Raw genomic sequence first — 20,044 nt, 5'->3', positions numbered from 1 at the left:
TTAAACCCCTTCAAATCAGGCTGGCTGTGCGACGGGTTCCAGGGAACCCTTGGGCGCAGTGACGGTGCGGTAGGCGTTGTAGGCCATCAGCAGCATGCCGGTGACGAAGAAGCAGCCACCCAGGAAGCGCACGAAGTAGAAGGGATAGGAAGCTTGCAGCGCCTCCACGAAGCTGTAGGTCAGAGTGCCGTCATCGTTGACCGCACGCCACATCAGGCCCTGCATCACACCGGAAATCCACATGGCGACGATATAGAGCACGGTGCCCACGGTGGCCAGCCAGAAGTGGACGTTGATGAGCTTGATGCTGTACATGCGCCCCTGCCCGAACAGGTTCGGGATCAGATGGTAGACGGCACCGATGGACACCATGGCAACCCAGCCCAGGGCACCGGAGTGAACGTGACCGATAGTCCAGTCGGTGTAGTGGGAGAGGGCGTTGACGGTTTTGATCGCCATCATAGGGCCTTCGAAGGTCGACATACCGTAGAACGACAGGGAGACGATCAGGAAGCGCAGGATGGGGTCATAACGCAGCTTGTGCCAGGCACCCGAGAGGGTCATGATGCCGTTGATCATGCCGCCCCAGGAGGGCACGAACAGGATAAGGGACATCACCATGCCCAGCGACTGGGCCCAGTCAGGCAGGGCGGTATAGTGCAGGTGGTGCGGACCGGCCCAGATATAGAGGGAGATCAGCGCCCAGAAGTGCACGATGGAGAGGCGGTAGGAGTAGACGGGGCGACCCGCCTGCTTGGGCACGAAATAGTACATCATGCCAAGGAAGCCCGCTGTCAGCAGGAAGCCCACCGCGTTGTGGCCATACCACCACTGCACCATGGCATCCATGGCACCGGAGTACATGGAGTAGGACTTCATGCCGGAGAGCGGCACTTCCATGTTGTTGACGATGTGCAGTACGGCCACCGTGATGATGAAGGCACCGAAGAACCAGTTCGCCACATAGATGTGGGAGGTGGTGCGCTTGACCAGGGTGCCGAAGAAGACGATGGCATAGCTCACCCAGACCACGGCGATGGCGATGTCGATGGGCCACTCCAGCTCGGCGTACTCTTTGGAGGTGGTGTACCCCAGCGGCAGCGAGATGGCTGCAGACAGAATGATCGCTTGCCAGCCCCAGAACACGAAGGAGGCGAGGGGACCACCAAACAGTCGGACCTGGCAGGTGCGCTGCACCACGTAGAAGGAGGTGGCCATCAGGGCGCTGCAACCAAATGCGAAGATGACCGCATTGGTATGCAGGGGACGCAGACGGCTGTACGTCAGCCAGGGGGTGTCGAAGTTGAGGGCAGGCCAGATCAGCTGGGCTGCAATCAATACACCCACCGACATGCCGACGATACCCCAAACAATCGTCATGACGGTGAACTGGCGCACAACGGTGTAGTTGTACTCAGGGTGGTTTGTTGTATGGCTCATCGTTGTATTCCGCTTCCGATGCTGTTGTTTGTGTTGCCCGGTGTCCTGGGCCATTTTCACCCCGGTTTTGCAAAATCCTCTCGTTAACATCTGTTAATAAAAGGAAAAGCAAAAGGTGGTTAAATGAAAATCCATTGAGAATGATACTGAAATGACCGGTAAAATAACAGTACAAACAGTGATATATTTGGCTCCAGCGGGTCTCATGTCCGCCAGTTTTTACCTTGCGCCAGATCACGAAAATTACATTTTCAAAGTACCTTACAGAGCTGTTTTTTCATGAAAGAGAGACTCACTTCACGCAAAATCGTCCACCTGTCCATGGTGCTGGTCATTTTGCTCTCCCTGATGGCCTATCGAACCTGGTTTTCAGGCGCAGGAAGCGACCATGCAGAGGGCACCAATGTTCAGATTTGTGATCTGTCCCACAGCCCCTGCCGCCTCATCGTCGGGGATCGCCCGCTGACGGTCAGCATCGATGGCTTGCCGATCCGCCCTGAACATGACTTTGTCCTGCGCCTTCAAGGGGGTGTGCCGGCCATCACGCCGGTCAAGGCCTGGCTCGAGGGCAAGGAGATGTTCATGGGGCTCATCCCCGTGCTGTTTGAACCCAACCAAACGGGGTGGCGAGGGGTGATCCAGGTGGGAAGTTGTACGACCGAGGCGATGGACTGGCTCCTGACCATCGAGTGGAGCAATGGCCAGCGCCATCAACTGACGTTGGGCGCGGCACGTTGAACGGACTCTCATCGAGCCCCAGGAGGGGGGATAATTGAAAATTGATTTGAAATTTTCAGGCAGGACGGTACCTTGCATTGATTATCAAGGAGTGAAGTTCATTTAATCATGATTGAAAAACAAGCATTTTATCGCACGCTCAACCAGCAGGCCCAGGCATTGCTGGAGGGCGAACCCGACATGATCGCCACCCTGGCAAACCTGTCTGCCCTGCTCAATCAGGAACTGGCTGACATCAACTGGGTTGGTTTCTACCTGCTGCAGGGCGAGACCCTGGTGCTCGGCCCGTTCCAGGGCAAGCCGGCCTGTGTGCGCATCCCGATCGGGCGCGGCGTCTGTGGCACTGCGGTTGCCGAGGGCAAGACCCAGCTGGTGGACGACGTGCACCAGTTCGCGGGGCACATTGCGTGCGACGGTGCCAGCAACTCGGAAATCGTGATCCCGCTGCGCCGTGGCGGGGAGATCATCGGGGTGCTGGACATCGACAGTCCAATCTTTAACCGCTTTGACGAGCAGGACCGGATTGGCCTCGAAGAAACGGTGCAAATTTTGGAAAGCATGCTCTAAGTCATTGCTAGATGGTTCGCAAAAGGTCCCAAGCTCTCTATAATGGGGCCTTTGTTGTGTTCGGGCATGCCCGTGCGTCTATATGAAAGCCAAGGTTATACATGGAAAACACTGAAAAGCTGAAGAACAGTAAAGAGATCGTCGCCTACCTGGTCGAGAAATTCCCGGCCTGCTTCATCGCTGAAGGAGAGGCCAAGCCACTCAAGATTGGCATCTTCCAGGATCTGGCCGCGCGTCTTGCTGATGACGAGAGAGTCTCCAAGACCATGCTGCGCTCTGCTCTGCGTCAATACACCTCCAGCTGGCGTTACCTGCATGGCCTCAAGGCTGGCCAGGCCCGTGTCGATCTGGACGGCAACCCGGGCGAGCTGCTCACCGAAGAGCACATCGAGCATGCCAAACAGGCGCTCAAGGAGAGCAAGGAACGTGTCTTTGCCAGCCGCCGCACCAACACCAAGGAGAAGGAAGACAAGCCCAAGCAGCCGCGTCGCAACGCGCCGCGCAAGGCTGACGCTCCCCGCTCCGACAAGCCCAAGTCCGCCCCTGCTCCCAAGGCTGCACCGGTCGCCGATGCGCCGCTGGTGAAAGTGGATGCCGCTACTCTGAAAGTCGAGCAGGGCGTGCGCGTCGTGCTGGGCAAGTCCCCCGTGCCTGCGACCATCAAGGAAGTGACCAAGGATGACGTACAGGTTCAATTGCAGACCGGCATGATGTTGCGGGTCAAGTTCGAGCATCTGGTTCTCTAAGGAGACGAATGTTGAAGCATGGCGTGATTCGTTTTTCACTCGTTGCCTGTAGCCTGGCGCTTGCCGGGCTCGCACAGGCCATCGAGCCGGTGCTCAAGGAAAGTGATTTGCCTGTGTTGGCTCAAGAGAGCCAACATGCTACGGCCAGCAAGCGAATTGCCAATCTGTTTACCCGCTCCCACTACAAACAGTTCAAGCTGGACGACGCCTTTTCCTCCGTGATCTTTGACAAGTATCTGGAGAATCTGGACTACAGCCGCAACCTGTTTCTGGCCTCTGACATCAGCCGTTTTGAGAAATATCGTACCGGTTTTGACACCGACCTCGAGCGAGGGCGACTGGCTCCGGCCTACGAGATGTTCAACCTGAGTCAGCAGCGGCGGTACGAGCGGTTCGAATACGCCCTCAAACTGCTCGACACTCCCTTCGATTTTACCCAGAAAGACAATTACGTCTTCGATCGGGAAGGGGCTCCCTGGCCCAAGGATGAAGCCGAGCTCAACGAGCTGTGGCGTCAGCGGGTCAAGTTCGATGCCCTGAGCCTCAAGCTCAGCGGCAAGGAGTGGCCCGAGATCAAGGAGCTGCTTGGCAAGCGTTACAACAACGCCATCAAGCGGATGTCCCAGACCGAGAGCGAGGACGTGTTCCAGCTCTTCATGAACTCCTTCGCCCGCGCCATCGAACCGCACACCAGCTATCTGTCTCCGCGCAGCGCCGATCGGTTCAACACCGAGATGAACCTCTCGCTGGAGGGGATTGGTGCCGTGTTGCAGGCGGAAGATGACTTTACCGTCATCCGCTCCCTGGTGCCAGGCGGCCCGGCGGCCAAGTCCAATCACCTGAAACCCGATGACAAGATCACCGGGGTGGGGCAGGACGACGGCAAGATTGTGGATGTCATAGGTTGGCGTCTTGACGACGTGGTCGAGCTCATCAAGGGGCCCAAGGGCAGCAAAGTGAAGCTGGAGATCCAGCGTGGCAAGGGCGCGACCGCCAAGACCGAGCTGGTGGAGCTGGTGCGTGACAAGGTGCGTCTGGAAGACAGAGCCGCCAAGTCCAAGGTGATCACCGCCGAGGGCAAGAAGATCGGCGTGCTCGAGATCCCGAGCTTCTACGTCAACCTGCACGACGACGTGATCAAGGAGATCTCCAGCCTCAACAAGCAGAAGATCGACGGCCTCATCGTCGATCTGCGCGGCAACGGTGGCGGTGCCCTGACGGAAGCTTCCGCCCTGAGCGGTCTCTTCTTTGCCAGCGGCCCCGTGGTGCAGATCCGTGATCACATGGGTCGCATCACCGTCAATGGCGACGACGACGGCAATGTCTACTACGGTGGCCCCATGTCGGTGATGATCGACCGCTACAGCGCCTCGGCCTCCGAGATCTTCGCCGCCGCCATGCAGGACTATGGTCGTGCGCTGATCCTCGGCGAAAACTCGTTCGGCAAGGGGACGGTGCAGCAGCATCGCAGCCTCGCAAAGGTCTATGACTTTTACGAGCAGCCGCTGGGTCACGTGCAGTACACCATCGCCAAGTTCTACCGTATCGATGGCGGCAGCACCCAGAACAAGGGGGTTGCACCCGATATCGCCTTCCCGACCGCAGTGGCGCCGGGTGAGACGGGGGAGAGCCGCGAGTTCAACGCCTTGCCTTGGGACAAGATTGCCTCGGCCAGCTACGAGCGACTGGGGGACTTCTCCAGCCTGCTGCCCAAGCTGAAAGCGGCCCACGAGGCACGGATCACCAAGGATCCGGAATTTGCCTATGTGCTGCAGGACATCAAGGAGTATCAGGCGGACAAGGACAAGAAGTCGGTCTCCCTGAACGAAGCCGAGCGGCTGGGTGAACAGGCCAAACAGGACGAGAAGGCGCTGGCGCGAGCCAACGAGCGGCTGACCCGTCTTGGCAAGCCGACGGTGAAGAGCCTGGATGAACTGCCGACCGATTTCGAGGCACCTGACGAATACCAGGTGGAAGCGGCCAACATCACGGCGGATCTGGCCACCCTCAGCAAGAAGAGCTGATGCTGGCAACGGAATGACAAGGGCGACTCGGGTCGCCCTTTCTTTTGCCTGAATGCAAACTATTTGACCCTGTCCGAGCCTTGTGACAGCCTCTGACACGTCAATAACAAAGCGTGGAAGCACACAATAATGACTGAACAACCTCAGGCCATGACGGCCAAATATCGCCAGGATTACCAGGCTCCCCTCTATTGGTGTGACAGCCTGGATCTCGATTTTCAGCTGCAAGAGCCCCTGACCCGGGTCACCGCCATCTCCCGTTTGCGTCGCAGCGGCGATCACAACGAACCCCTGGTGCTGGACGGCGAGGGGCTTGACCTTGTCAGCGTCAGTGTGGATGGCGTGCCCTATCAGCAATACGAGCAGGGAGAGAGCTGCCTGACCCTGTTCAACCTGCCGGCCGAGTGCGTGCTGACCGTGGTCACCGACATTGATCCCGCCGCCAACACGGCGCTGGAGGGGCTCTACAAATCCGGCGATGCCTATTGCACCCAGTGCGAGGCCGAGGGCTTTCGTCGTATCACCTATTACATGGACAGGCCGGACATCCTGGCCCGTTACAGTACCCGCATCACCGCCGACAAGGCCAAGTACCCCTATCTGCTCTCCAATGGCAACAAGGTCGCGAGCGGCGATCTGGACGACGGTCGCCACTTCGTGCAGTGGCAGGATCCCTTCCCCAAACCGAGTTACCTGTTTGCCCTGGTGGCCGGTGACTTCGATGTGGAACGCAACCACTTCATTACCAAAAGCGGCCGCCAGGTGGCGCTCGAGATCTTCGTGGACAAGGGCAACCTGGACCGCGCCGGTTTCGCCATGGAGAGCCTCATCAACTCCATGCGCTGGGACGAGCAGCGTTTCGGCCTCGAGTATGACCTCGACATCTACATGATCGTGGCGGTGGACTTCTTCAACATGGGGGCCATGGAGAACAAGGGGCTCAACATTTTCAACTCCAAGTTCGTGCTGGCCAACCCGGCCACTGCCACCGATGCGGACTACCACGGCATCGAGCGGGTGATCGGTCACGAATACTTCCACAACTGGACCGGCAACCGCGTCACCTGCCGCGACTGGTTCCAGTTAAGCCTCAAAGAGGGGCTGACGGTGTTCCGGGATCAGGAGTTCTCCTCCGATCTGGGGTCGCGCGGCGTCAACCGCATCAACAACGTGCGCACCGTGCGTGGTCCGCAGTTTGCCGAAGATGCCGGCCCCATGGCCCACCCCATCCGCCCGGATGTGGTGATCGAGATGAACAACTTCTACACCCTGACCGTCTACGAGAAGGGCTCTGAAGTGATCCGAATGATGCACACCCTGCTGGGGGAGGACGTCTTCCAGGCGGGCATGCGACTCTACTTCGAGCGTCACGACGGCTCTGCCGCCACCTGTGACGACTTCGTGCAGGCGATGGAGGATGCCTCCGGGGTGGATCTCGCTCGCTTCCGCCGCTGGTACAGCCAGTCCGGCACCCCCGAGCTCACCGTGACCGACGAGTACGATGCCGAAAGTGGTGTTTATCGTCTGCACGTGAGCCAGCACACGCCGCCGACCCAGGATCAGCCACAAAAGCTGCCGCTGCATATCCCCCTCGACATCGAGCTCTACGATGAGCAGGGTGCCGTTATTGCGCTGCAATACCAGGGCAAGGCCATTGGCAATGTGCTGGACGTGCTGGAAGCACAGCAGACTTTCGAATTCGATCGGGTGCCGGTCAGACCGGTACCTTCCCTGCTGCGGGACTTCTCCGCCCCGGTCAAGCTGCACTATGACTACAGCGACGAGGCCCTGGCCTTCCTGATGCGCCATGCCCGCAACGAGTTTGCCCGCTGGGACGCCGCCCAGATGCTGATCAACAAGGCGGTGATCGACGGGGTTGCCCGGGTCCAGCACGGGCAGGGGATTGAACTCTCCCACACCCTGCTGGCGGCCTTTGTCGCCATTCTGGACGAGGCTGCACTGGATCCCGCCCTCAAGGCAGAGATCCTGGCCCTGCCGGGGGAGGCGACCCTGGCCGAGCTGTTCGAGGTGGCCGACATCGACGCTATCCACCAGGTGCGCAACGGCATTCAGACTGCTCTGGCCCACGCCTTTGGTGACCGCCTGCTGGCGTGCTACGAGAGCCTGCGTCTGCCTGCTTATCAGGTGGTCCATGCCGACATGGCCAAGCGGGCCCTCAAGGGTGTGGTGCTGGGTTATCTGGCGGCGCTGGATGCCGCGAAGGCCGATACTCTGGTGCGCGAGCAGTACGGGGCTGCCGACAACATGACCGACACCCTGGCGGCGCTCCAGGTGGCCAACAGCCATCTGCTGCCGTGCCGCGCCGCGCTCTTGGCCGACTTCGAAGGCAAATGGGCCCATGATGGCCTGGTACTGGACAACTGGCTGCGGCTGGTGGGGGCCAAGCCGGCCAAAGATGTGCTCCATGACGTGAAGCAGGCGATGGCGCACCCGACCTTCAGCATCCGCAACCCGAACCGGCTGCGGGCGCTCATCGGCAGCTTCGCCATGAACAACCAGGTGCAGTTCCACGCCGCCGATGGCAGCGGCTATCGCTTCCTGACCGATCTCTTGATCGAGCTCAACGAGGTCAATCCCCAGGTGGCGTCCCGCCTCATCACCCCGCTTATCCAGTTCAAGCGGCTCGATGAGGGGCGCAAGGCGCTGGTTCGCGCCGAGCTGACCCGCCTGGCCAACCTGGACGGGCTGGCGCGGGATCTGTTCGAGAAGGTGAGCAAGGCGCTGGCACAGTAAGCGCCACGACGGCGGGCAGGGGAGCCTGGCTCTCCTGCCCGTTTTTCATGGATGACCAGGAGGTGACATGAGGCAATACACTTTTCGGCTCTCCCTTGGCCGCGACGAGATCATGCTGATGTACCAGGGACAGGTGAGCCGCCTGGTGGTACGTACCGAGCAGGGTCTGACTCTGGAGCTGGGGTTGGAGAAAATCCGGCGTTTTGTGTCGGAGAGCGGTGTTCACGGCTACTTTCGACTGAAAACCCAGGACGATCATCGCTTCATTTCCCTGGAACGCATAAATTAACAAAACTTGAACATCAATCCGGGTAAATATCTGCTTTAAGTCACTATCTATCCGGTAAATGGCGCGGCATCCAGTGCGATTTTCTGAATTTTGCCAACTTGGCAAAATTTATCACAACCCAAGCCGTGATCTGCCCCTTGTTTTTAACATCCCGTTATCACCTTTGCTCGCCTTCCTTGATCCAAGCCATTACACTTCGCTGCAACTCTGTACCGGTGGGCATCCTGGGTGGATGTCGCCGTGTCTGTGATGTCGTCCGATAAGGAAACTAGCAATGGCATTGAAAGACGCCCCTACCTCCGTTCTGCTCGAAAACGTTCTCAGTCTGATCCACCAGAAATTGCCGAAAAACAGTGCCTCCCTGGTCGAATGTTTCGTTGCCAAGTTCTACGGCAACATGGCCAGCACTGATCTGCATGACCGCAATGACAGCGATCTCTATGGCGCCGCCCTCAGTCTGTGGAATGCCCTCAACCACCGGACCGGCATCGAGCCCTATATCCGGGTCTACAACCCCGAGCTGACCCGCCACGGATGGCAGTCTCCCCATACCATCGTCGAGATCATCCTGCAGGATTCCCCCTTCCTGGTGGACTCCATCCGCATGGCGCTCAAGCGTCTCAATATCACCGCCCACATGATGCTGCACCAGCCGCTGCACCTGATCCGCGGCGAAGGCAGCAAGATTGGCGCCATCCTGGATCTGGACAACACCGCAGAGCAGACCTCGGTGGAAACCGCCTTCCTCATCGAAATCGATCACCTGACCGGTGAAGAGGAGATGGACGCCCTGACTGCCGAGCTCAACTCGGTGGCGCGGGAAGTGGCCCTGGCGGTGGGAGACTGGCAGCCCATGCTGACGCGCCTGAACGAGATCATCGAGGAGCTGCCCAAACGCAAGAACCCGGTCAGCCAGGCCGAGGTGGACTCCTGCGTCGCCTTCCTCAAATGGGTGGCCGCCCACAACTTCACCCTGATGGGTTATCGTCGCTACGACGTCAAAGCGGTGGAGGGGGATCACGAGATCCTGCCGCAGCCCGAGTCCAGCCTGGGGCTGATGAAGAACTCCATTAAGGACGAAGGCCAGCGCCTCGGCACCATGCCCGCCAGCGCCCGTCACGCGGCCCTCAGTTCCGACTTGCTGATCCTCACCAAGTCCAACAGCAAGTCCCGGGTGCATCGTCCGGCCTATGTGGACTACATCGGCATCAAGCGTTTCGACGAACACGGCAAGGTGGTGGGAGAGGATCGCTTCATCGGCCTGTATGCCTCCTCCATCTACAACACCAGTGCGACCCAGATCCCCCTCATCAGCCACCGCCTCGAGCGCATCATGGCCGCCTCCGGCTTTGAATCGGGCTCCCATGCCTACAAGGCGCTGCTGAACGTACTGGAAACCTACCCGCGCGACGAGCTGATCCAGGCCCGTGAAGAGGAGCTGCTGGCCACCGGTCTCGGGGTGCTGGAGATGCAGGAGCGGGACATGCTGCGCCTGTTCGTGCGCCGCGACGTCTACGGCCGCTTCTTCTCCTGCATGGTCTATGTCACCAAGGAGCGCTACAACACGGCGCTGCGAGTCAAGACCCAGCAGATTTTGCAGAAATATTTTGGCAGCAGCATCGATGTGGAGTTCAACGTCTACTTCACCGAGGGTGTGCTGGCACGGACCCACTACATAGTGCGGGTCAACAACAACAACGTGGATGTGGATGTGAACGAAGTACAGAACAACCTGATTGAAGCGGCCCGCAGCTGGGATGACCGCCTGGATTCCGTGCTGCTTTCCCACTATGGCGAGGCCCGCGGCAACGAGCTGCGCCGCCGTTTCAGCACCGCCTTCCCCCGCGCCTACAAGGAAGATGTGCTGCCGGGCTCTGCCGTCGCGGACATCATGGCCCTGGATGGATTGAGCGAGGCCGAGCCGCTTGGCATGCTGTTCTACCGCGCCCAGGAGGAGGAGAACGATCGCCGGGTACGCCTCAAGCTGTTCCACCGAAGCGAACCCATCCACCTCTCCGACGTCCTGCCCATGCTCGAAAACATGGGGCTGCGCGTCATCGGCGAGACCCCGTATCAGGTACGGACCCCCACCGGCGAGGTGTTCTGGATCCTCGATTTCTCCATGCTGCTGCGCGGTGAGCAACCGTTCGATCTGGAGCAGAGCCAGCAGCGCTTCCAGCAGGCCTTCGCCGCCATCTGGAGCAAGACCCTGGAAGATGACGGCTTCAACCGTCTGGTGCTGGGGGCCGGCCTCACCGGTCGTCAGGTATCCGTGCTGCGGGCCTATGCCAAATACATGCGCCAGACCGGCGTCTCCTTCAGCCAGTCCTACATCGAGGAGACCCTGACCCGTTATCCGGATATCGCAGAGCTGCTGTTCACCCTGTTCGAACAGCGCCTGGATCCGGCCATCAAGCAGGATGCCAAGGTGCAGGCCAAGCTGCACGAGGAGCTTGCGGCCAAGCTGGATCAGGTCGCCAACCTGGATGACGATCGCATCATTCGCCGCTATGTGGAGATGATCGACGCTACCCTGCGCACCAACTACTACCAGCTAGACAAGGCGGGCAACATCAAGCCCTACATCTCCTTCAAGCTGGCCCCCTCCAGCATCACCGATATGCCGCTGCCTCTGCCGAAGTTCGAGATCTTCGTCTACTCCCCGCGAGTGGAAGGGGTACACCTGCGCTGGGGCAAGGTGGCGCGTGGCGGCCTGCGCTGGTCCGATCGCAAAGAGGACTTCCGCACCGAAGTGCTGGGTCTGGTGAAAGCCCAGCAGGTGAAGAACACCGTCATCGTGCCGGTGGGCGCCAAGGGCGGCTTCTATTGCAAGCAGATGCCGGCGGGAGCGCCCCGTGCCGTCATCCAGGAGGAGGGCAAGGCCTGCTACCGTCTGTTCATCCGCGGCCTGCTCGACGTGACCGACAACATCATTCAGGGGGAGGTGATCCCGCCAAAATCCGTGGTGCGTCACGACGAGGATGACTACTACCTAGTAGTGGCCGCCGACAAGGGCACCGCCACCTTCTCCGACATCGCCAACGAAATCAGCCTCGAGTACGGCCACTGGCTCGGCGATGCGTTTGCCTCCGGCGGCTCGGTCGGCTATGACCACAAGAAGATGGGCATCACCGCCCGCGGCGCCTGGGAATCGGTCAAGCGCCACTTCCGTGAGATTGGCATCAACTGCCAGACCACCGACTTCACCTGCGTGGGGATAGGCGACATGGCCGGCGACGTGTTCGGCAACGGCATGCTGCTCTCCGAGCACATCCAGCTGGTGGGCGCTTTCAACCACATGCACATCTTCGTCGACCCGACCCCGGATGCGGCCGGGAGCTTCGTCGAGCGCAAGCGCCTGTTCGAGCTGCCCGGCTCCAGCTGGGATGACTACAACCGTGAGCTCATCTCCAAGGGGGGCGGCATCTTCCTGCGCTCTGCCAAGTCCATCAAGCTGAGCCCGGAAATGCAGACCCTGCTCGGCACCGACAAGAGCGGCATGGCCCCGAACGAGCTGATCAAGGCGCTGCTCTGCCTGAACGTCGACCTGCTCTGGAACGGCGGCATCGGCACCTATGTGAAGAGTGCCCGCGAGAGCGACGCCGACGTCGGGGATCGCAGCAACGACGTGCTGCGGGTCAATGGTCGTGACCTGCGTGCCCGCATCGTGGGCGAGGGTGGCAACCTGGGCTTCACCCAGCTTGGCCGGGTGGAGTACGCCAGTCAGGGTGGTCGCATCAACACCGACTTCACCGACAACGTGGGCGGGGTGGATTGCTCCGACAACGAGGTCAACATCAAGATCCTGCTCAACCAACTGGTGGCGGCCGGTGACCTGACCCTCAAGCAGCGCAACCAGATGCTCTACGAGATGACGGATGCGGTGGCCCAGGTGGTCATCACCAACGCCTACCGCCAGTCACAGTCCATCTCGGTGACCGCCTTCCGTGGTGCCGAGCAGCTGAAAGAGCAGCAGCGCTTCATCCAGGGGCTGGAGCGGGAAGGCAAGCTGGACCGGGCGCTCGAGTTCCTCCCCTCCGACGAGGAGCTCTCCGAGCGGATGGCGGCAGGGCAGGGGCTGACCCGACCCGAGCTGGCGGTGCTGGTGGCTTACGGCAAGATGGTGCTCAAAGAGCAGCTCAACTGCCCGGAAGTGACCGACGAGCCCTTCCTCGCCAACATGCTGGTCACCAGCTTCCCGACCCAGTTGCAGCAGCAATTTGGTGCGGCCCTGGCCCAGCACCCGCTGCGAGGCGAGATCATCGCGACCCGGGTGGCCAACATGCTGGTCAACGACATGGGGCTCAACTTCGCCAGCCGGATGAAGGACGAGACCGGTGCCTCGGTGGCGGAAGTGGCCTGCTGCTTCGCTATGGCCCGGGAAGTGTTCGGCCTCGGCGCCCTGTGGCGTGACATCGAAGGGTGTGACAACGGGGTGGATGCCCAGACCCAGCTCGAGCTGATGTTCTACAGCCGCCGCATCGTGCGCCGCGCCACCCGCTGGTTCCTGCGCGCCCGCAACCGCAGCTGGAGCATCGGCGAGAACATCGCCTTCTTCCGCCCGGCCTTCGAGACCCTGAGTCAGCACCTTTATGAGGTAATGGACGAGAGCGAAGTGGCCGAACACCGCCAGGCTGTCGCCGCCCTGATGGAGAAACAGGTGCCGGAGGCCATCGCCCGTCGCGTGGCCCACATGAGCAGCCTCTTCTCCTGCCTGGATCTGGCGCAGATTGCCGCGGAGCACAAGACCGACATCCTGCGGGTTGCCAACGTCTACTATCGCCTGGGCGCCAAGCTGGATCTGCACTGGTTCCTCGAGCAGATCAACCATCAGCCGGTGGGCAACCACTGGCAGGCGATGGCGCGGGCTTCCTTCCGCGAAGATCTGGACTGGCAGCAACGCAGCCTCACCTCCGTGGTACTGGAAGGGTGCAAAGAGCAGGGGGAATGCGCTACCATACTGGCCGACTGGATTTCGGAGCATGAGCAACTCTTGTCCCGTTGGACCCACATGTTGGCCGACTTCAAGACCACGAGCACGCACGAGTTCGCCAAGTTCTCGGTGGCCTTGCGAGAGTTGAACCTGCTCCAGTTGAATTGCCGAACCTCGGCATAACCCCAAAAGCCCCGGCCAGTTGCCGGGGCTTTTTTTAAGGAGCAAGCATGCTGTACCCACTCGCCAGGCATTTCCTGTTCAAACTCAATCCGGAGCAGGCTCACGATCTCTCCATCAAATATTTGCCCCGCCTTCTCGGTACCCCGCTTGATTGTTTCTTCCGCCATTCTCTGCCCAAACGCCCCGTCACCGTCATGGGGCTTAATTTTGCCAATCCGGTGGGGTTGGCCGCCGGTCTGGATAAAGACGGGGAGTGCATCGATGCCTTCGGCGCCATGGGGTTCGGTTTCATCGAGGTCGGTACCGTGACCCCCAGACCCCAGAGCGGCAATGACAAGCCTCGTCTCTTCCGGGTGATCCCGGCCGAGGGGATCATCAATCGCATGGGCTTCAACAACAAGGGCGTCGATCACCTGGTGGCCAAGGTGAAAGAGGCCAAATATCAGGGGGTGATCGGCATCAATATCGGCAAGAACAAGGACACCCCCATCGAGCAGGGCAAGGATGATTACCTTCTCTGCATGGACAAGGTGTATGACCACGCCGGTTATATTGCGGTCAATATTTCCTCACCAAACACCCCGGGTCTGCGTCAATTGCAATATGGCGATGCACTGGATGAACTGCTGGCCGCATTGAAACAGCGTCAACAGGAGCTGGCCGAGAAATATAAAAAGTATGTGCCGCTGGCCGTGAAAATTGCCCCGGATCTGTCACTCGATGAAATAGATCAGGTAGCCGCCTCTTTGATCAAGAACCGTATTGATGGTGTCATCGCCACCAATACCACTCTGGAGCGGGAGATGATATATGACATGCCCCATGCCGCAGAGGCTGGCGGGCTTAGCGGTCGTCCGCTCCAGCACAAGAGCACCGAGGTGATCCGCCACCTGGCCAAGGCCCTCGACGGCGCCCTGCCCATTATCGGTGTGGGTGGTATCGACAGCGCCATGGCGGCTCGGGAAAAACTGGCGGCGGGTGCCAGTCTTGTCCAGATTTACAGCGGCTTTATTTATAAAGGGCCGAGTCTGGTCAAAGAGATCGTTACCCATATTTAAAAAATAACCGGTTGCCCTTATTTAACGTTGCTCAAATTCTCGACATGGAATAAAGTCGAGGGACGGCTTAGATAAGGGCACCACCATGTGTATTCAACCCAATGACAATTGGCAGTGGCATTATGACGCTCAGGATGAGCGCCTGATGCTGGATTTGTCCGATCGCATGATATTTGCCACCGAATATAAAGGTCGGCAACTTGTTCCCTGTTCTTTCACCACCCAGCCTTTTTGTGTGGATGATGCCGCCCTCTATTACCAGTTGATGGACAAGGCCGCTGAACTCGACTGGAGTACGCCCCACCAGGTCCAGCTGGTCCTCAATGCCATCGCCGTCAGCCGTTTTTATAAACCCCTGATGCCGCAAAGCTGGTTCTTTCATGAACAGCAGGCTCATGTTATTCCGGAGATGGGATCCCTGGTGTGGATGGATACGCCCCACGGTCGGGGGGAATTCATGGTCATCGAAGCCGGCGATCAGGCGAGCGTTTGCCTGAACCTGACCGACGAACTGGTGCTGACCAACAGCAAGACGCTGCCGCGCTTTGCAGTGATCAAGGTGATGAATAACCGGATGCAAGCCAGAGTCCGGGCACAGACACAATATCGGGAAGTGGGCTGACGATGAGGCCGTTATATGGCGACGAATAAGTCCGTTATAGGCCTGCTATATTGGTCTGATATTTAAGCGCTCAGTCTCTCTCTTGTTCCATTATTTGTCTTTTTCCTTCGTCTGGTCGTCACGACCATTTTCTGCCTGGTCCGGGCAAGATTTTCGAATTCTTTACGAATGTGATGGTAGACAACTGCCAGCCAGGAGCGGGATCCTGTCGCCCGCAAGGGGGAGGGGAGCGTTTGCCGCGCCTCTTGCCGTTTATATGGCGCCTTTGTCCAAGGTTCGAGTGCCGAGCGCGGGCCGATAAGGTATAATGCGGCACTATTTTTATGGCATCCCCGTGAGCGTGATGAAAGAATTTTTTGCAACCTGCCCCAAAGGGCTGGAAAACCTGCTGGCCGTCGAGCTGACCAATCTGGGTGCGGAGCAGGTCCGTGAGACCGTGGCCGGCGTCCACTTCAAGGGCGAACTGGCCATCGGTTACAAGGCCTGTCTGTGGAGCCGCTTTGCCTCCCGAATCGTGCTGGTGCTCTCCGAGTTCCAGATGAACGATGATCTGGACCTCTACCTCGGGGCCCATACCATTCCCTGGGAAGAGCACTTCTCCGGTACCGCCACCATCGCGGTGGACTTTACCGGTACCAACGCCTCCATTCGCAATACCCAGTACGGCGCCCTGAAGATCAAGGACGCCATCGTTGATCGCTTCACCAAGCGCGGTCACGTGCGCCCGGATGTGGACAAGAAGTCCCCGGACATTCGCATCATGGCGCACCTTGGCAAAGGCAAGGCCAATATCACGCTGGACTTGTCAGGCCCGGCGCTGCACCAGCGCTTCTATCGCCAGGGCACCGGCGAGGCGCCCCTCAAAGAGAACCTGGCTGCGGCCATGATTGCCCGCAGCGGCTGGGCCGGCGAGCCCATGATGGACCCCATGTGCGGCTCCGGTACCCTGCTGATTGAAGCGGCCTTCATCGCTGCCGACATGGCGCCTGCGCTGCGCCGTGAGCGCTTCGGTTTCGATCGCTGGCTGCAACACGATGGTGAACTGTGGCAGAGCCTGATGATGGAAGCCCAGGTGCGAGCCAAGCGCGGCATGCAGCGCTGCGAGGTGAAGCTGTTCGGTTGCGATGCGGATACCCGGGTCCTGATGAAGGCCCGTGACAACGCCAAGGCCGCCGGCGTGGCCCATCTCATCACCTTCAAGCAGGCCGATGTCACCAAGCTGGAAAACCCGCTGCCGATGCCGGCTGTGGAAGGGGAGAGTCGTCAGGTCGGCATGCTCATCTCCAACCCGCCCTATGGCGAGCGTCTTGGGGAGTTCCCGGCCCTGCTGGAAGTGCATCAGGCCCTTGGCGATGCCCTGCGCCGCGGCTTCCAGGGGTGGAAGGTCACCATTCTCTCCGCCTCTCCCGAACTCCTGAGCTGCCTGCGCCTGCGTGCCGACAAGCAGTATCGCCTGTTCAACGGCGCCCTCGAGTGCCAGCTGCGCAACTATCAGATCGCCCTCGATGCCGTCGCTTCCCAGAAAGAGGTGGCCCAGGACTTTGCCAACCGTCTGCGCAAGAATCTGAAGACCCTCGAGAAATGGGCGAGCAAGGAGAACCTCGATTGCTACCGCCTCTATGACGCGGACTTGCCGGAGTACAACGCTGCCATCGACCGCTATCAGGATTATCTGGTGGTACAGGAGTACGCGGCGCCCAAGGACATTCCCGCCCAGAAGACCCGCCAGCGTCTGCTGGACATGGTGCAGGCCGCCATCAAGGTGACCAGCATGGACGGCGAGAAGGTGATCCTGAAGGTGCGCGAGCGCCAGGAAGGCAAACAGCAGTACCAGAAGCTCTCCGAAGAGCAGCACCGGATGGAGGTGCAGGAGTACGGTGCACGCCTCTGGGTCAACCTCTACGACTATCTGGACACCGGCCTCTTCCTCGACCACCGCCAGACCCGCCGCATGCTGGGCCAGATGGCTCGGGGCAAGCGCTTCCTGAACCTCTTTGCCTACACCGGCAGTGCCACCGTGCACGCGGGGCTCGGCGGCGCCCGCGAAACCACCACGGTGGACATGTCGCGCACCTACCTCAACTGGGCCCAGGACAACATGCGCCTCAACTCGCTGGTGGGCCGCGAGCACAAGTTCGTGCAGGCGGATTGTCTGAAGTGGTTGTCGGAAGCCGACGAGCAGTACGACCTCATCTTCATCGATCCGCCCACCTTCTCCAACTCCAAGCGGATGGACGAGAGCTTCGACGTGCAGCGGGATCACCTGCTGTTGATGCAGCACCTCAAGCGCCTGCTCGCGGCGGACGGCACCCTGGTCTTCTCCAACAACAAGCGCCACTTCAAGATGGACTTGGCCGGCCTTGACGCCATCGGTCTCAAGGCGCAGAACATCACGAACAAGACCCGGCCCAAGGACTTCGAGCGCAACCAGCATATCCACAACTGCTGGATCATCACCCACGCCGAGGCACAAGGCTGATGCTGACCCTGTTTCACACCGACGGCTGCCACCTGTGCGAACAGGCGTGGGCGCTGGTGGAACAGGCCGGGATGGCCACGCAGACCCGCCGCTGCGACATCCTGGAGGAGGAGGCCTGGCTCGAGGCTTACCGGGTGCGCATCCCGGTGCTGCAAGACAGTGCCGGCCGGGAGCTGGGCTGGCCCTTCACCCTGGGAGAGCTGCAAGGCTGGCTGGCACAGGGGTGAGCAGGATTTGACGACAAAACGGGGGCAGACTCACGCTGCCGCCCGTTTTTTCATAAGCAACAAGGAACAAACATGGCTCTTTTGACATTGCACGGCGCGTCCCTGTCGTTCAGTGATTTTCCGCTGCTCGACCATGCCGAGCTCACCATAGAGCGGGGCGAGCGCCTCTGTCTGGTGGGTCGCAACGGGGCGGGCAAGTCTACCCTGATGAAGGTGATTGCCAGCGAACTGCCGCTGGACGACGGCCGTCTGGTGTTGCAACAAGATTTGAAAGTGACCCGCCTCGAGCAGGATCCGCCCGCCTCGAGCGAGATCACCGTGTTCGATTACGCCGCAGAAGGGTTGGCCGGGGTAGGGGAGCTGCTCAAGCAGTACCACCATGTCTCCCACGCCCTGGCGCACGACCCTTCCGATGCCAACATTCGCACCATGAGCCAGTTGCAGGAGCAGCTCGACTATCAGAACGGCTGGCAGTACGAGACCCGCATCAATCAGGTGCTGACCCTGCTTGATCTCGACCCTGATGTGACGCTCGACAGTCTGTCTGGCGGCTGGCTGCGCAAGGTGGCTCTGGCCCGCGCCCTGGCGTGTGACCCGGATCTGTTGCTGCTGGACGAGCCGACCAACCACCTGGACATCGATGCCATCAACTGGCTGGAAGAGTTCCTCAAGGACTTTCGCGGCGCCATCGTCTTCATCTCCCACGATCGGGAGTTCATCCACAAGCTGGCGACCCGGATCATCGATCTCGATCGCGGCGTGATCACCTCCTGGCCCGGCAACTACGACGAATATCTGCAGGGCAAGGAGGAGTGGCTGCGGGTCGAGGAGCTGAAAAATGCCGAGTTCGACCGCAAGCTGGCCCAGGAAGAGGTATGGGTGCGCCAGGGTATCAAGGCGCGTCGTACCCGCAACGAGGGACGGGTGCGGGCCCTCAAGGCGATGCGCATGGAGCGCACCCAGCGCCGGGAGCTGCAGGGCAAGGCCAAGCTGCAACTGGACGAGGCGGGCCGCTCCGGCAAGCTGGTGTTCGAGACCGAGGGGCTGGGGCTGGACTTTGGTGATCGCACCCTGTTCCAGGGACTGGATCTGCAGGTGCTGCGCGGGGACAAGATTGCTCTGGTGGGCCCCAACGGCTGCGGCAAGTCGACCCTGATCAAGCTGCTGATGGGTCAGCTCGAGGCGAGCCGTGGCTCGGTGCGCCAGGGGACCAACCTGGAAGTGGCCTACTTCGATCAATATCGTGAGCAGCTCGACCCCGAGAAGACGGTGGTGGACAACGTGGGGGAGGGCAAGCAGGAGGTGATGGTTCGCGGCCGCTCCCGCCACATCCTCGGCTACCTGCAGGACTTCCTGTTCGAGCCCAAGCGGGCGCGCACCCCGGTCAAGGCCTTGTCAGGGGGCGAGAAAAACCGTCTACTGTTGGCCAAACTCTTCCTCAAGCCCAGTAACTTGTTGATTCTGGATGAACCAACCAACGACCTGGATGTCGAAACGCTGGAATTGCTGGAAGAGCTGCTCACCGATTACCCGGGCACCCTGCTGCTGGTCAGCCACGATCGCCGTTTTATCGACAATACCGTGACCGGCTGCTGGCTGTTTGAAGGGGATGGACGGATCAGCGATTATGTCGGGGGCTACGCCGACATGATGGCCACACGAGCCCTGCAGGTCGCCCAACAGACGGCCAAGCCGGCCCCGGTCAAGGTGGCAGAGCCTGTCGCATCGGCAGCGGAGCCTGCGAAAAAAACACGAAAACTCTCTTACAAGTTGCAACTGGAGCTGGATAATCTGCCAGCCCGGCTGGAACAGTTGGAAATGGAACTCGATGCCCTGCAGGCCGAGATTAACCACCCCGGTTTCTTCTCCCTGCCAGCAGAGCAGACCCAGCCCAAACTGGATGCATTGAATGCGGCAGAGGCCGCATTGGAACACGCCTTCTCCCGTTGGGAGGAGTTGGAAGCGTTGAAACATCAAGACTAAG

At 60.0% G+C, this 20,044-nt stretch carries 13 protein-coding genes; 12 read left to right on the top strand and 1 reads right to left on the bottom strand.

What is annotated here, in order from left to right:
* Positions 1 to 15: 15 nt before the first annotated feature.
* Complete coding sequence (ccoN, locus tag I6L32_RS17680) at positions 16 to 1,440, bottom strand: cytochrome-c oxidase, cbb3-type subunit I (RefSeq protein WP_010674773.1); 1,425 nt, start codon at positions 1,438 to 1,440, stop codon at positions 16 to 18.
* 279 nt (positions 1,441 to 1,719) lie between these two features.
* On the opposite strand from ccoN, the gene I6L32_RS17675 reads away from it, so the two are divergent.
* From I6L32_RS17675 to I6L32_RS17620, 12 genes are all read left to right on the top strand, one after another.
* The gene (locus tag I6L32_RS17675; RefSeq protein WP_216944271.1) at positions 1,720 to 2,178 is read left to right on the top strand and encodes a hypothetical protein; all 459 of its coding nucleotides are present in this window, start codon (positions 1,720 to 1,722) and stop codon (positions 2,176 to 2,178) included.
* Positions 2,179 to 2,286: 108 nt separating this feature from the next.
* The gene (locus I6L32_RS17670; RefSeq protein ID WP_134997857.1) at positions 2,287 to 2,745 is read left to right on the top strand and encodes a GAF domain-containing protein; all 459 of its coding nucleotides are present in this window, start codon (positions 2,287 to 2,289) and stop codon (positions 2,743 to 2,745) included.
* 101 nt (positions 2,746 to 2,846) lie between these two features.
* Positions 2,847 to 3,491, top strand: a complete 645-nt coding sequence (proQ, locus tag I6L32_RS17665; protein WP_010674770.1) for an RNA chaperone ProQ — start codon at positions 2,847 to 2,849, stop codon at positions 3,489 to 3,491.
* 8 nt (positions 3,492 to 3,499) lie between these two features.
* Positions 3,500 to 5,515, top strand: coding sequence for a carboxy terminal-processing peptidase (gene prc / locus I6L32_RS17660; protein ID WP_202014834.1), 2,016 nt, complete (start codon positions 3,500 to 3,502; stop codon positions 5,513 to 5,515).
* Between the two features lie 129 nt (positions 5,516 to 5,644).
* Positions 5,645 to 8,269: an aminopeptidase N gene (gene pepN, locus I6L32_RS17655; RefSeq protein WP_216944270.1), complete on the top strand. Its 2,625-nt coding sequence runs from the start codon at positions 5,645 to 5,647 to the stop codon at positions 8,267 to 8,269.
* Between the two features lie 67 nt (positions 8,270 to 8,336).
* Entirely contained in the window at positions 8,337 to 8,558 is a 222-nt protein-coding gene (locus I6L32_RS17650) for a DUF2835 family protein (protein ID WP_151027405.1), read from the top strand.
* Positions 8,559 to 8,832: 274 nt separating this feature from the next.
* A complete protein-coding gene (locus I6L32_RS17645) occupies positions 8,833 to 13,674 on the top strand; it encodes an NAD-glutamate dehydrogenase (RefSeq protein WP_216944269.1) in 4,842 nt (1,613 codons plus the stop codon).
* Between the two features lie 47 nt (positions 13,675 to 13,721).
* On the top strand, positions 13,722 to 14,732 hold the full coding sequence (pyrD, locus tag I6L32_RS17640) for a quinone-dependent dihydroorotate dehydrogenase (RefSeq protein WP_039040791.1): 1,011 nt from the start codon (positions 13,722 to 13,724) through the stop codon (positions 14,730 to 14,732).
* Between the two features lie 85 nt (positions 14,733 to 14,817).
* A complete protein-coding gene (locus tag I6L32_RS17635; RefSeq protein ID WP_103858455.1) occupies positions 14,818 to 15,354 on the top strand; it encodes a cell division protein ZapC in 537 nt (178 codons plus the stop codon).
* Positions 15,355 to 15,661: 307 nt separating this feature from the next.
* A complete protein-coding gene (gene rlmKL / locus I6L32_RS17630; RefSeq protein WP_161648068.1) occupies positions 15,662 to 17,833 on the top strand; it encodes a bifunctional 23S rRNA (guanine(2069)-N(7))-methyltransferase RlmK/23S rRNA (guanine(2445)-N(2))-methyltransferase RlmL in 2,172 nt (723 codons plus the stop codon).
* Positions 17,833 to 18,060 carry a glutaredoxin family protein gene (locus tag I6L32_RS17625; RefSeq protein ID WP_103858454.1) on the top strand — a complete coding sequence of 76 codons (228 nt, stop codon included), beginning with the start codon at positions 17,833 to 17,835 and terminating at the stop codon, positions 18,058 to 18,060. Before rlmKL ends, I6L32_RS17625 begins: the two co-directional genes overlap by 1 nt.
* Before the next feature lie 72 nt (positions 18,061 to 18,132).
* Positions 18,133 to 20,043 carry an ABC transporter ATP-binding protein gene (locus I6L32_RS17620; protein ID WP_103858453.1) on the top strand — a complete coding sequence of 637 codons (1,911 nt, stop codon included), beginning with the start codon at positions 18,133 to 18,135 and terminating at the stop codon, positions 20,041 to 20,043.
* The last annotated feature ends 1 nt before the right edge of the window (position 20,044 follow it).

It is taken from the genome of Aeromonas sp. FDAARGOS 1402 (assembly GCF_019046925.1).
In the GTDB taxonomy this organism is placed as follows: Bacteria; Pseudomonadota; Gammaproteobacteria; order Enterobacterales; family Aeromonadaceae; genus Aeromonas; species Aeromonas caviae.
Note: the sequence above shows the minus strand (reverse complement) of the source record. Positions and strands in the feature narration are given on the sequence as shown.